Below are 12,793 nucleotides of genomic sequence, written 5' to 3'. Positions count from 1 at the left end.
ACGACCAGGCGCTGGTGCGCACCGGGTTCGCCATGATCCTCGGCGCCGACGGCATCGACGTGGTGGCGGAGGCGGCCGACGGCGAGCAGGCCCTGGAGGCGGTACGGCGCACCCGTCCCGACCTCGTCCTGATGGACGTACGCATGCCGGGCCTGGACGGTCTGGAGGCCACGCGCCGCATCCTCTCCGGCACCGTCGTCCCCGATCCGCCCCCGCGCGTGCTGATCCTCACCACCTACGACCTGGACCGTTACGTCTACGCGGCCCTCACCGCGGGCGCCAGCGGCTTCCTGCTCAAGGACGTCACCCCCGAACACCTGGTCGCCGCCGTCCGCCTGGCCCGTTCCGGGGACGCGCTGCTCGCGCCCGCGATCACCCGGCGTCTGGTCGAGCGGTTCGTCTCGCAGGACACCCGGACCGCCGCCCTGCACCGCGACCTGTCCGTCCTCACCCCGCGCGAGGTGGAGGTCCTCCAGGCCCTCGGCACCGGCCTGAGCAACGCCGAACTCGCCGAGCGGTTCACCCTGAGCGAGGCCACCGTGAAGACCCACGTGGCCCGGATCCTGGCCAAACTCCGCCTCCGCGACCGGGCCCAGGCGGTGGTCGTGGCGTACGAGACGGGGCTGATCACACCGGGGGCGGGCGGCCGGTAGCGCCTTATGTGTCCAACTCCTCCCCGAGCGGTTGCCTTTGCCCTACCCTCGACGCACGACGCACCGACGCACGGGGGAGGGGTGGTCGTGGACATCGCGCCCGAACTGTTGATGGCCCTGGCCTCGGGCACCGCGGGGGCCGCGGGGCAGCAGGTCTGGGAGTCGCTGCGCAGGCTGGTGGGCCGGCATCCGGCCGGTGAAGAAGCCGGCGCCGAAGGCGAGTTGACCGCCCTCGCCGAGCGCGCGGACGACACGGAACGGGCCCGGGAGCTGGCCAACGTGCTCGCCCTGCGCGCCGCCCGGGACCCGGCGTTCGCGCGGGCACTGGACGCGTGGCGCGGTGAGGCCGAGGCATGGCGGGAAGGGGCCGCCCGTGCGACCGGCTCCGGCGACACGCACAACGAGATCAAGGGCGGCGACTTCAGGGGCCCGGTGATCCAGGCACGGGACATCAACGGCCCCCTGAACTTCGGCCGTTAGGAAACGGGCGGCGGCCATGCCGGAGGAGCACGACGAAGGCTTCGGCACGAAGCACGAGATCTCGGGCGGCGACTTCGAGGGCCCGGTCGTCATGGTGCGGGACATCAGCGGTCCCGTGCACTTCGACAGCCCTCGCCCCGAGGAGCAGCTCGCCGGTGACCGCGCGGGGCCGCAGCGCACGGCCGGCGCCGTGGTGCTGCTCGGCCTGCTCGTCTTCGCCCTGACCTCGCTCCAGGGCGGCGAGGAGATCATGTCGCTGGGCGTCCAGCGGATCGTCGCGCTCACGGGCGGGGCCTGCGCGGTCGCCGGGGCGCTGTGGTGGCTGGCCGCCCTGCTCGGCGTCCCGGCGTGGATACGGCGGCACCGCGCTCCGCGCCGCAAGCCCACGGCCGCCGAACTCGACGCCGCGGCAAGTGCTTTGGCGGCCGTACTCGACGAGGAGTACGCCCGCGACGAGCAGCAGTTGCATGTGCACGACCCGGCGCCCATACCCGTACGGTGGTCGGCGGCCGGCCCTCTGCTGAGCGATCACCCGGCCAACATCCGGCGCAGCCCGATCTCCGGGGACGACGGGGGCGGTCAACCTCTCGACCTGTCGGGCGATTTCGGCACCATCGGCACCTTCTTCGGCACGATCCCCAGTCAGCGCCTGGTGGTGCTCGGTGCCCCCGGCGCGGGCAAGTCGGCCCTCGTCCTGCATCTGGCCCGGCGCATCCTGGACACCCGGGCACCGGGCGCACCGGTACCCGTCCTGCTGCCCATCGCCTCCTGGAACTGTGCCGGGGAGGACACCTGGAACTGGGCCGCCTCCCGCCTGGCCGCCCTGCACCCCGCGATCCTGCGCAGCCCTCACATCGCCCACGACCTGATCACCTCGGGCCGCCTCCTGCCGATCCTCGACGGCCTCGACGAACTCCCCGAACCCGCCCGCCCCAAGGCCCTCGCCCGACTGCGCGCCAGCCTGAAGGACCCGGCCCGGCTGGTCCTCACCTGCCGGATCGAGGAGTACGAGGCCGCCGTCGACGAAGCCGACACCGTGCTGCCCGCCGCCGCGGTCGTCCAGCTCGAACCCCTCGCCGTCGCCGACCTGGAGCACTATCTCCCGCGCACCGCCCGCCCCACCGGGCCGGCCCGCGCGGCCACCAACTGGACCCCGGTGCTGGACCGGCTCGCCGACGCCGAGAACCGGGCCCCCGAGGTCGAGACCCTGCGCTCGGTCCTGAGCACGCCGCTCATGGTCAGCCTCGCCCGCGTCGTCTACAAGGGAGCCCGCGCCGACCCGATGGAGCTGCTGGAGGACGAGCGGTACCGCAGCCGGACCACCGTGGAACGGCACTTGTACGACGCCTTCCTCTCCGCCGCCTACGAGGACAGCACCGGCCGGTCGGGCTGGACCGGCGAACAGGCCCGGGCCTGGGCGGGGTTCCTCGCCGGGCGGCTGCGCTCCACCGGGGAGCAGGACATCGCCTGGTGGCGGCTCGGGGAGGTCGTGCCGTGGTCGGTGCGCTGGCTCGGCACGGGTCTGTCGGTCGTGATCGCCGCTCTCGCCGTCGGCGTGACGGACTACGACCACCCCTGGTGGCAGGACCGGTTCCCCCTTCCGCCGTGGGCGGCGGTGCTGGTCCTGGGCACGGCGGCGGCGCTGATCGACTGGGCGCTGCGCCGGCCCGACGACGCGCCGCAACGCCTGTCCTGGCCGGGGCTCGCGGACCTCAGGTCGTTACGCGCGGACGTGCGCCCGCTCCGGTTCGTCCTGCTGGGCGGGGGCGTGGGGGTCGGCGTGCTGATGGTGCTGCGGCACGACTCGGTGTGGCGCACGGCGCTCTACTTCGGTGCCGTGCTCCTCCTGGTCGTCCTCACCCTGGTGATCGACCTGTTCAGGTTGCTCGCCGACCCCGCCGACGCACCCGAGCCCGCCGAACTGCTCCGCGCCGACCACCGCACGCAACTCGTCCTCGGGGTCTTCGCCCCGTTCCGGCTGCCGCCGCGCCGTCATGTCACCGAGTGGCTGCTGTTCGTCGTCACGTTCACGGTGGTGGCCTGGCAACTCGTCGCGGACCGCGGCACGGTGACCGTCCTCGAGTGGCTGTACACCGGGGGGCTGGTGCTCCTGGCCTGGATGGTGTGCCGGTGGTCGGTGTCGGCGTCGGGGCGGCTGTCCGTGGCCCGGCTGTATCTGGCCTGGACGGGCGCGCTGCCGTGGCGCGTGATGACCTTTCTGCGCGACGCGCACCGCAGGGGGGTGCTGCGCCAGTCCGGTGGCCTGTACCGCTTCCGCCACATCGAGCTGCGCAACCGGCTCGCCGACGCGGCCGGCGTCACCGAGGACGGCACCGGTGGCGGCGACTGGGTCCGGCGGGAGGACGTACGGCCGCCGACCTTCGCCCTGCTGTCCTCCGGGGTGTCGATGTTCGGCTTCGGCTTCGGGCTGTCGGCGGCCCTGCTCATGCCCGATCTGAGGCACCCCTACCGGGACATCCCGGAGGCCTGTGCGCTGGTCAGCCAGGCCCAGGTCAGGGAACTGATCGCACACCACGTCCGGAGCGAGCCGGACGCGGACACGTGCGCCTTCGACGAGAAGTCGCCGTTCCGGCCCGACCGCAGGCTCGTGGTGAGCCCGTACGTGTGGGTGTCGGAATGGGGCGGCGGCGGCAGCGCCGTCGACGAGGCCCGGCGGGGGATGCGAGAGGATTCGCTGGACGGGGCCAGGCCGCTGCCCGGACTGGGCGACGAGGCGACGATCGTGGCCGCCCGCGCCGGCCCGCACGACGAGCCGATGGCCACGGTCCACGTACGGGCCGGGAACATCACGCTGTGGGTGCAGTACCGCGAGGAGTACGCGACCCTCGACCGCGTCTCCGAGGTGGCCGGCATCGTGGCCCGGGAGGCCCTGCTCAGTGCCGGGGTCCCCGAGGACCGGGTCGGACCTGATCGCGGCCGCCTCGCCGACGTACCCCCCGCCGACGTGCCCGGACGGCTGCGCACCGACGTGTTCCGGAGGGTGCCGGAGAGGTCGGTGGTCGGACCGGTCTGGGGGGACACGGAGTACTCGGACATCCAGACCTTCGACCGGCTGACCGTGCCCGTACGGGTTCCGTCCGGGTTCCGGTGCTTCGAGGCGGACAAGCCGCTGAAGGACGGCGAGTGGACCGCCCGGTGCGGCGACAACGGCGACGATCCGCCCCTGCTGGACATCGCGGACCTGCCGTGCACCTGGTTCAGATGTGACACCGACGCGTTCCGTGAGCGGTGGTCGGGCGGGGCGGCCGGGACCTGGAAGAAGACGGAGGACGGGAACGGCCGGTACCGGGAGCGGTACGCGGACGGCCGGTACGAACTGATCCTCGTCGTGACCGCGCACGACGGAAGGCACGACCTGTGGTTCCGCGCACTCGTCCCCCGCGCCGACGCCGAAGTGGCCCAGAAGATGGTCAACGCGGCCTACACACAGGCGGTGTCCCCCTGACCGCTCCCTCTGCGAACCAGGACATTCGGGGCATATCCTGAAGCAGGGAGAAGGTGAAGGTGAGCCTCATGCGCATGCTGATGAAAGCCACGCTGGACACGGAGAAGGGGAACGAGGCCATCCGCAGTGGACGGTTGCCCGAGGTGATCCAGGGAGCGCTGGAGAAGCTCAGGCCGGAGGCCGCGTACTTCGGTCCGGAAGGCGGCCGCCGCACCTGCTGGCTCGTCGTCGATCTCCAGGACAGCTCCCAACTGCCGTCCACCGCCGAGCCGTTCTTCACCGAGCTCAACGCTGAGGTGGAGTTCATCCCGGTGATGAACCCGGAGGATCTCCAGAAGGGGCTGTCCCAGCTCGGAGGCTGATCCGCCGCGCCCGGTGGCCGGTCCGCCGCTCAGCTGAAGATGATCATCGAGCCCTGCGCCAGGCTCCGCGTCGCCGCCGCGTGCAGGCCCAGCCAGACATGGCGTTCGCGGGCGAAGGGGCTGGGGTCGTAGGGGGCCGGCACCGCCGGTTCCTCCAAGTCCGTGGGAGACGGAGGCGGTTGGGGTGCCGCCGGAGGGTTGGCCGGGTCGATGCCGATCGACGGGGCCACGAACTCCAATTCCCTCAGCAGGGTCTGGGAGGAGCCCAAGGGGCCGCCACCGGCGAGGAGTTCGTGGCTGGAGAGGGGGTGCGGGAAGTCCACCGGGACGTACGCGCCCGCGTGGTCGTAGTGCCAGACCAGGTGGGACTGCTGGGCCGTCGTCTCGAACATCTCCAGGAGCTGTTCGTAGTCGCCGCCGAGTTCGTCCACCGGCGTCACCGGCAGGCCGCAGACCTGGAGCAGATAGGCCCGGCGCAGGAAGTGCAGGGCGTCGTAGTCGAATCCGGCCACCGGGGCGACCTCACCGGACAGGCCCGGCATGTACTGGTACACCGGCACCGGCGGAAGCCCGGCCTCGGCGAGCACCTTGTTGTATTGCGCGAGTTCCTCGGCGAACGGGTTGTCGGGGGTGTGGCACAACACGTCGACGAGCGGTACCAGCCACAGGTCACAGGCCAAAAGAGGACTCCTCGTGTAGCACGGTGTAGCGCGGTGTAGCGCGTTGGTCAGGGAAGAGTAATCGGTACGGCCGGGGTCGTACCCCCTAGTACCGGTCGGAGGTACGGACGGCAGCACCGGTCCGGTACGGCCGTGCAGGTCCCATACCCATCCCTCAGGGCGCGAGACGCTCGATCAGCGACAGGGAGTGGGTGTCGTACGCGGCGATGATCGAGCGGGCGGCGGTGGTGTCGCGGCGGGAGAGCGCGTCGACGAGTTCGGTGTGGCCGGACCACAGGCGGCCGCGCAGATCGGTCAGCAGGCGCAGTCGCTGCACGGTGCACACCCAGGACTGCACGCGCAGACGGTGCAGGAAGTCGGCGAGGTAGGGGTTGCCGAAGAGTGCGCCCAACTCGCGCCAGAAGCGCAGGTCATAGCCTATGAGGACGGTGAGGTCACCGGCGCTGGCGGCCCGCTGGGCCTCCTCGCCGCGGCGCCGTACGCCGGCGAGGGCGGCGACGGTGCGGGGGTCGCCGGACTCCCGGTAGCCAGCCCGCCCTTCGTCGAGGGCCTGGAACATGCCGTCGATGACCAGGCTGCGGGCCTCGACGATCCCGCGGTGGTCCTCGGCGGAGTACTCGTGGACGCGGAAGCCGCGGTGCTGGTCGGCTTCGAGCAGGCCCTGCGCGGAGAGGTCCACGAGGGCCTCGCGGACCGGGGTGGCGGAGACGCCGTACTGCTCGGCGATCTCCTTGACGGTGAACTCCTGCCCCGGCTGGAGCCGCCCGGCCAGCACCTCGTCCCGCAGCGCGTCCGCGATCTGCTGTCGCAGGGTGCTGCGGGTCACCGCGCCGTTGCCGCTGGAGCCGGGCATGGTCGGGCGTTCTCCTCGTCGCGCTGGATGGCGTGCTCGCCTATGTCTACGAGCACGCCACCTTACGCGTTCGCCCTCCGGGGTCGCTCGGGGGTGACCCCGGCCACAGCACAGGCCTCTTGACGGCCGGGCCACGGCCAGGCCCCGGCTAGGCCGTGTACTCGTCCGCCACCGACAGGGCCGCGTCCAGCGCCGCGAGACCCTCCTTCAACTCGGCCTCGGAGACGTTGCACGGCGGCACCACATGCGTGCGGTTCATGTTCACGAAGGGCCAGATGCCGTGCTTCTTCGCGGCGCCGGCGAAAGCGGCCATGGGCGCGTTGGCCTCTCCGGCCGCGTTGTAGGGGACGAGCGGCTCGCGCGTCTCCTTGTCCTTCACCAGGTCCAGGGCCCAGAACATGCCCACGCCCCGCACCTCGCCCACCGAGGGGTGCCGCTCGGCCAGCTCCAGCAGTGCGGGCTCGACCACCTCGGCGCCGAGCTTCGCCGCGTTCGCGACGACCCCCTCCTCCGCCATGACCTCGATCGTCGCGACGGCGGCGGCGCAGGCCAGCGGATGCCCGGAGTACGTGAGGCCACCGGGGTACGGCCGCTTGCCGAAGGTCTCCGCGATGGCCCCGGAGATCGCCACGCCACCGAGCGGCACATAGCCGGAGTTCACGCCCTTGGCGAAGGTCATCAGGTCCGGCACCACACCGAACAGATCGGCCGCGAACCACTCACCGGTGCGCCCGAACCCGGCCATGACCTCGTCGAGGACGAAGACGATGCCGTACTTGTCGCATATCTCACGTACCCCGGCCAGATAGCCCGGCGGCGGCACCATGATCCCCGCCGTGCCCGGGATCGTCTCCAGGATGACCGCCGCCACCGTGGACGGCCCCTCGAAGGCGATCGTCGTCTCCAGGTGCTCCAGCGCCCGGGCGCACTCCTGCTCCTCCGTCTCCGCGTAGAAGCGGGAGCGGTACAGGTAGGGCGCCCAGAAGCGCACGACACCGGCGCTCGCGCTGTCGGAGGCCCAGCGGCGCGGGTCACCCGTGATGTTCACGGCCTGCTGGGTGCCGCCGTGGTACGAGCGGTACGCGGAGAGCACCTTCGGACGGCCCGTGTGCAGCCGGGCCATCCGTACGGCGTGCTCGACCGCGTCCGCCCCGCCGTTGGTGAAGAAGATCTTGTCGAGGTCGCCGGGCGTCCGCTCGGCGATCAGCCGCGCCGCCTCGGAGCGCGCCTCGACGGCGAACGCGGGGGCGAAGGTCGTCATCCTGGCGGCCTGCTCCTGGATCGCCGCGACGACCTTCGGGTGCTGGTAGCCGATGTTCGTGTAGACGAGCCCGCTGGTGAAGTCGAGGTAGCGGTTGCCGTCGTAGTCCCAGAAGTACGACCCCTCCGCGCCGGCGACGGCGAGCGGGTCGATGAGCTCCTGCGCGGACCAGGAGTGGAACACATGAGCACGGTCCGCGGCCTTCACGGCGGCGCCGACCTCGGGGTTTGGCTGAGGGGTCATGCGGCCGAGGGTAAATGTCCGCGATACGGAATCGGTATCGGCGTCCTGTCTGCGGGATGCGGCTTTCCACGACAGGTTGTCGACAAGGGTCCACGGCCGCCCCGGAGATTGACAGCATGCTGTCTTCATGACAGTCTTCTGTCATAAGGCTTCAGGGGTTCACCGAGGAGGCAGTCATGAGCAGCAAGCCCGTACACCTCGCCGTCTACGACACCTATGCCGATTGGGAGACCGGGTACGCCACCGCCTACCTCGCCCGGGGCGGCCACGAGATCCGCACGCTCGGGCCCACCGCCGGCTCCGTCCGCAGCGTCGGCGGACTGCGCGTCCAGCCCGACCTCGCGCTGGACGCCGTACGCCCCGAGGACAGCGCGCTGCTGATCCTGCCGGGCGCCGACCTGTGGGACACGACCGACGACCTCGCCCCCTTCGCCCGCAAGGCCCGCGAGTTCCTCGACGCGGGGGTGCCCGTCGCCGCGATCTGCGGCGCCACCGCCGGTCTCGCGAGGGAAGGGCTGCTCGACGACCGGGCGCACACCAGTGCCGTGTCCTTCTACCTCGCGGCCACCGGGTACCGGGGAGCCGGGCACTACGTCGACTCCGACGCCGTCACCGACCGCGGACTCGTCACCGCCGGACCCACCGAACCCGTCGCGTTCGCCCGCGAGATCCTCCGGCTCCTCGGGGTCTACGAGGGCGAGGTGCTGGACGCCTGGTACCGGCTGTTCCACGACTCCGACGCCGAGGCGTTCGCCGTCCTGGAGCAGGCGGGCGTCCGGTGAGCCGGGAGCGTCAGGACCTGCTGAGCCGGAGCGCTCTCGGGGTGTTCCGGCTCAACGGACAGTTCCTCTCCGTGGCCGAGGAGCTGGCGAGGCCCGCCGGGCTCACCGCCGCCTGGTGGCAGGTGCTCGGGGCGGTGCTGCGCGAGCCGCTGCCCGTCGCCGGGATCGCGCGGGCGATGGGGATCACCCGGCAGAGCGTGCAGCGGATCGCCGATCTGCTGGTGCAGCGGGGGCTGGCGGAGTACCGGCCGAACCCCGCCCACCGCCGCGCCAAGCTGCTCGCGCCGACCGAGGAGGGGCTCGCCGCCGTCCGCCGGATCGACCCCGGCCACGCGGCCTTCGCCGACCGGCTCGCGGAGGCCTTCGGGGAGGCCGAACTCGCCGACGCCGTACGGCTGCTGGAACGGCTGTCGAAGGTCCTGGAGGAGACCGGCCCGGCCGTTACGGAACCGTAGGCGCCGGCCCGCTCACCTCCCGGTATGCCCGCACTATCGTGGATCCGTCATACGGGGGCATGTCGGGGGAGGGCCTGCATGGACCAGTTGGGGCCGGGGGATCCGCAGCGCATCGGCGCGTATCGGCTGCTGGCACGGCTCGGGGCCGGCGGGATGGGGCAGGTCTATCTCGCCCGGTCGGAGCGCGGGCGCACGGTCGCCGTCAAGCTGGTGCGGGAGGAGCTCGCCGCGCAGGAGGAGTTCCGGGCCCGGTTCCGGCAGGAGGTGGCGGCCGCGCGGCAGGTGGGCGGCGCGTGGACCGCGCCGGTGCTCGACGCCGACACCGAGGCCGCCGTGCCGTGGGTGGCCACCGGATACGTCGCCGGGCCGAGCCTGGAGCGGGTCGTCGGCCACGACCACGGGGCGCTGCCCGAGCGGTCGGTACGGATCCTCGGCGCCGGGCTCGCCCACGCGCTCACCGACATCCACGCCGCCGGGATCGTCCACCGGGACCTGAAGCCCTCCAACGTCCTCGTCACCATCGACGGCCCCCGCGTCATCGACTTCGGCATCGCCCGGGCCCTGGAGACGGTCACCGAGTCCGGCCTCACCCGCGCCGGGGCGCTCGTCGGCTCGCCCGGCTTCATGGCGCCCGAGCAGGTGCGCGGCGACCGCATCACCCCCGCCTGCGACGTCTTCTGCCTGGGCTCCGTCCTCGCCTACGCCGCCACCGGCCGCCTTCCCTTCGGCTCCGGCGGCAGCGGCGTGCACGCGTTGATGTTCCGCATCGCCCAGGAGGAGCCGGATCTGGAGGGCGTCCCGGAGGGCATCGCCGACCTGGTCCGGGACTGCCTGCGCAAGGACCCGCGGTCCCGGCCGAGCCTGGCGCGGATCCTGGAACGCACGGGCGCCGAGGCCACCGTCTCCGACGGCCGCTCCCGGGACCCCTGGCTGCCGAGCGCGCTGGTGGCCCAACTCGGGCGGCACGCCGTGGGGTTGCTCGACGCGGAGGATCCGGTGGCGGGTGAGCCGGGACCGCCCGGGTCCGCGGGGGCGGCCGGCGGATCTCCGGAGCACGCCGCGGCGGCGGACGACTCCGCACCTACGGCCGTACTGGGGCCGCCCGTCCCGGGACAGCCCGGGGCCGGCGGGCCGATGGGCCATCTCCCCACGGCCGTGGCGCCCCCGCAGTCCCCGCCCCCACAGTCGCCGCCGCCGCCCTTCGGCGCCCCGCCCCACCCGGCGTACGGCCACCCCCACCCGGCGTACCCGCCCCCGCCCTACGGCTCCACCGCGCCGTACGGCCCGATCGTGCCCCCGCCCCGGCCGCCGCGCCGCGACGGCCGTTCCACGGCCCTGCTCCTCGCGGTGGCCCTGGTCGTGGCGTTCGCCGCGGGGGGTTCGGTCTACGCCCTCATGAACGGCACCGAGGACGACGGCAAGAACACGAACGCGACCCAGCGGACGAGCGCGCCCGTCACACCGGGTCCGACGACCGAGGAGCCGAGCCCGACGGCGTCCTCGCAGTCCCCGGACACGGGCACCGTCCCGGCCGACTACCTCGGCACCTGGTCCGCCGCCCTCGACAACGACGCCGGACACCACACCCGCCGGCTCACCCTCCAGCAGGGCGAGGTGGGTGACACCGTGCTCTCGCTCGTCGCCGACGGCGCGGACTACCACTGCGTCTTCCAGGCGACGCTGGCCGAAGCGCCCGCGCCGGGCGGCCCGTTGGAGATCGGCCCGTCCACCGTCAGCGTCGGCGAACCGGCCTCGTCCTGCACCCCGGGCGGCGCGACGGAGCTGACGCTGCTCGGGGACGGGCGGCTGGAGCGGGTCAACGCGAGCACGGGGGAGAAGCTGACGTACGTCCGGGAGTGAGCGACTCGGCTGGTCCGCCGGGCTAGTTGAATGCTGGGCGAACATCAGCGGACGTGCCCGGAATGCCCCGCCCGCCGAACATAAGGTGTCCGCACACTTGTCCGGCTCCAGGGAGTTGCGGGGGCACCCGATGGAGTTGCTGAGCGCGGAGAACGTCGTCGCCGTCGCCACGGCCGTGGCCGGTATCGCGGCCTCGGCCGTCATGGTGTGGTACGAGCGCCGGGTGCCCCGCCGCAAGCGGATCGGCTACCGCGTCCAGATGGACAACCCGATCGGCGACGACGTCGCCTCGGGCCGTGCCAACGTCCGCATGGGCCTGTTCGACGAGGCCCCGGGCATGCACCAGGCCACCCTGGTGCTGCTGCGCGTCGAGAACGACGGCTCGCAGGGCATCGGCCACGACGACTACACGAGCCGTGAACTCCACGGTCTGACCGCCGTGTTCACCGACCGCAGCATCCGCGGGGTCTCGGTCACCCAGCCGCCCGGCACCGACCATCTGATGAGCCACTTCACCCCGCACGCGGGCTTCGGCTACGACACCGGCGGCAACACCCTGCGCATCCCGCGCGTCCCGCTCAACCGGGGCGAGCACTTCAAGCTGCTGGTGCTGCTGTCGGGCGGTGACGTGGGCCGGGACATCCGCCTCATCGGCGGTATCCGGGACGGCGAGGTGCACCCCAACCGCAGCGCCACCCCCGACGACAAGCCGCCGCTGTTCAGCCGGGCGGCGAGGCTGATCACCATCATGCTCACGGTCTCGGTGGTCACGCTCTCCACCATGGTCGTGGTCCGTGACGACTCCCCGCCCCCGCTCGGCTGCGAGCAGGGCTCCCTGACGATCACGGGGTCGACCGCGTTCGAGCCGGTGGTGGAGGACCTGGCAAAGGAGTACGAGAAGGACTGCGAGGGCGCCGACATCTCGGTGGAGACGCGCGGCAGTTCGGCGGGCGTCGGCGAGCTGATGGGCCTGAAGGACGAGTCGCGAGGCCGGCAGGCGTCGATGATCGCCTTCCACGACGGCGCCGGCAAGCGCGCGGACGGTTCGCTGACCCCGCTGCCCGTCGCCCTGTCGGTGTTCGCGCTGGTGGTGAACGACAGCCTGAAGCTGCCCGGGGGCCTGTCCACGGCGGACGTCCGGCGGATCTACGCCGGTGACGTCGCGTACTGGGACGAGCTGGACCCCCGGCTGCCGCACTGGCGGGTGGTGCTGGTGAGCCGGGACGCCGACTCCGGCACCCGCCAGGTCTTCCAGGACCAGGTGCTGGACGGCACCTGGGAAGGCGTCCCGAGCACCTCCCTGGAGTGCGACATCAGGACGGACCGTGCGGCGCCGGTGCGCTGCGAGCTGGACTCCACGGACGAGGTCGTGGAGAAGGTCGCGGAGATCAGGGGTGCTATCGGCTACAGCGAGCTCAGCAACGCCACCGGCAAGGCGCATGTGACGCGGGTGCCGCTGGACGGCGCGGAGGCCTCGGTGGCGGCGATACAGAAGCAGCGGGATCCGTACCCGTACTTCGGTGTGGAGTACGCGTACACCTACGGCGACCCGCCGGGCGGCTCCCTGGCCGGCAGCTTCCTCGACTACATCAGGAACAACGGCGAAACCCTGATCCGCAACCACGACCACGTCCCCTGCACGGCCCCGGAGGGCGAACGCCTGTGCAACGACACGTAACCGGCCCCTGGACACATCCC

The 12,793-nt window shown here is 72.4% G+C and carries 11 protein-coding genes; 8 read left to right on the top strand and 3 right to left on the bottom strand.

What is annotated here, in order from left to right:
- Nucleotides 1-32 precede the first annotated feature (32 nt).
- The 4 genes from AC068Z_RS10000 to AC068Z_RS09985 all read left to right on the top strand — a co-directional run bounded on the left by AC068Z_RS10000 (nucleotide 33) and on the right by AC068Z_RS09985 (nucleotide 4,961).
- Nucleotides 33-653, top strand: coding sequence for a response regulator (locus AC068Z_RS10000; protein ID WP_478554535.1), 621 nt, complete (start codon nucleotides 33-35; stop codon nucleotides 651-653).
- 87 nt (nucleotides 654-740) lie between these two features.
- Complete coding sequence (locus AC068Z_RS09995) at nucleotides 741-1,133, top strand: hypothetical protein (RefSeq protein ID WP_478554111.1); 393 nt, start codon at nucleotides 741-743, stop codon at nucleotides 1,131-1,133.
- A gap of 16 nt (nucleotides 1,134-1,149) precedes the next feature.
- Nucleotides 1,150-4,599 carry an NACHT domain-containing protein gene (locus tag AC068Z_RS09990; protein ID WP_478554109.1) on the top strand — a complete coding sequence of 1,150 codons (3,450 nt, stop codon included), beginning with the start codon at nucleotides 1,150-1,152 and terminating at the stop codon, nucleotides 4,597-4,599.
- Between the two features lie 68 nt (nucleotides 4,600-4,667).
- Entirely contained in the window at nucleotides 4,668-4,961 is a 294-nt protein-coding gene (locus AC068Z_RS09985; protein ID WP_478554107.1) for a DUF3303 family protein, read from the top strand.
- Between the two features lie 29 nt (nucleotides 4,962-4,990).
- On the opposite strand, the gene AC068Z_RS09980 is transcribed toward AC068Z_RS09985, so the two are convergent.
- From AC068Z_RS09980 to AC068Z_RS09970, 3 genes are all read right to left on the bottom strand, one after another.
- Entirely contained in the window at nucleotides 4,991-5,641 is a 651-nt protein-coding gene (locus AC068Z_RS09980) for a hypothetical protein (RefSeq protein WP_478554105.1), read from the bottom strand.
- A gap of 154 nt (nucleotides 5,642-5,795) precedes the next feature.
- Nucleotides 5,796-6,494 (bottom strand): GntR family transcriptional regulator, encoded by a 699-nt coding sequence (locus tag AC068Z_RS09975; RefSeq protein WP_478554104.1) that lies wholly within the window; start codon nucleotides 6,492-6,494, stop codon nucleotides 5,796-5,798.
- Between the two features lie 148 nt (nucleotides 6,495-6,642).
- The gene (locus tag AC068Z_RS09970; protein WP_478554103.1) at nucleotides 6,643-7,998 is read right to left on the bottom strand and encodes an aminotransferase class III-fold pyridoxal phosphate-dependent enzyme; all 1,356 of its coding nucleotides are present in this window, start codon (nucleotides 7,996-7,998) and stop codon (nucleotides 6,643-6,645) included.
- Nucleotides 7,999-8,174: 176 nt separating this feature from the next.
- Here AC068Z_RS09970 and AC068Z_RS09965 point away from each other — a divergent pair, with 176 nt between their 5' ends.
- The 4 genes from AC068Z_RS09965 to AC068Z_RS09950 all read left to right on the top strand — a co-directional run bounded on the left by AC068Z_RS09965 (nucleotide 8,175) and on the right by AC068Z_RS09950 (nucleotide 12,773).
- Nucleotides 8,175-8,780: a type 1 glutamine amidotransferase family protein gene (locus AC068Z_RS09965; RefSeq protein ID WP_478554102.1), complete on the top strand. Its 606-nt coding sequence runs from the start codon at nucleotides 8,175-8,177 to the stop codon at nucleotides 8,778-8,780.
- Entirely contained in the window at nucleotides 8,777-9,235 is a 459-nt protein-coding gene (locus AC068Z_RS09960; RefSeq protein ID WP_478554101.1) for a MarR family winged helix-turn-helix transcriptional regulator, read from the top strand. The genes AC068Z_RS09965 and AC068Z_RS09960 overlap by 4 nt, the downstream gene beginning before the upstream one ends.
- Before the next feature lie 78 nt (nucleotides 9,236-9,313).
- On the top strand, nucleotides 9,314-11,095 hold the full coding sequence (locus AC068Z_RS09955; protein WP_478554100.1) for a serine/threonine-protein kinase: 1,782 nt from the start codon (nucleotides 9,314-9,316) through the stop codon (nucleotides 11,093-11,095).
- A 130-nt stretch (nucleotides 11,096-11,225) separates the two neighbouring features.
- Nucleotides 11,226-12,773, top strand: coding sequence for a PstS family phosphate ABC transporter substrate-binding protein (locus AC068Z_RS09950; protein WP_478554534.1), 1,548 nt, complete (start codon nucleotides 11,226-11,228; stop codon nucleotides 12,771-12,773).
- Nucleotides 12,774-12,793: the final 20 nt, after the last annotated feature.

The sequence above is a fragment of the Streptomyces sp. NPDC043726 genome (genome assembly GCF_056436565.1).
Note: the sequence above shows the minus strand (reverse complement) of the source record. Positions and strands in the feature narration are given on the sequence as shown.

Coding starts and splice junctions, on each gene's coding strand:
- AC068Z_RS10000 (WP_478554535.1), top strand. CDS start 33: ATGATCCTCGGCGCCGACGGCATCGACGTGGTGGCGGAGGCGGCCGAC.
- AC068Z_RS09975 (WP_478554104.1), bottom strand. CDS start 6,494: ATGCCCGGCTCCAGCGGCAACGGCGCGGTGACCCGCAGCACCCTGCGA.
- AC068Z_RS09955 (WP_478554100.1), top strand. CDS start 9,314: ATGGACCAGTTGGGGCCGGGGGATCCGCAGCGCATCGGCGCGTATCGG.
- AC068Z_RS09950 (WP_478554534.1), top strand. CDS start 11,226: ATGGAGTTGCTGAGCGCGGAGAACGTCGTCGCCGTCGCCACGGCCGTG.
- AC068Z_RS09965 (WP_478554102.1), top strand. CDS start 8,175: ATGAGCAGCAAGCCCGTACACCTCGCCGTCTACGACACCTATGCCGAT.
- AC068Z_RS09985 (WP_478554107.1), top strand. CDS start 4,668: ATGCGCATGCTGATGAAAGCCACGCTGGACACGGAGAAGGGGAACGAG.
- AC068Z_RS09990 (WP_478554109.1), top strand. CDS start 1,150: ATGCCGGAGGAGCACGACGAAGGCTTCGGCACGAAGCACGAGATCTCG.
- AC068Z_RS09970 (WP_478554103.1), bottom strand. CDS start 7,998: ATGACCCCTCAGCCAAACCCCGAGGTCGGCGCCGCCGTGAAGGCCGCG.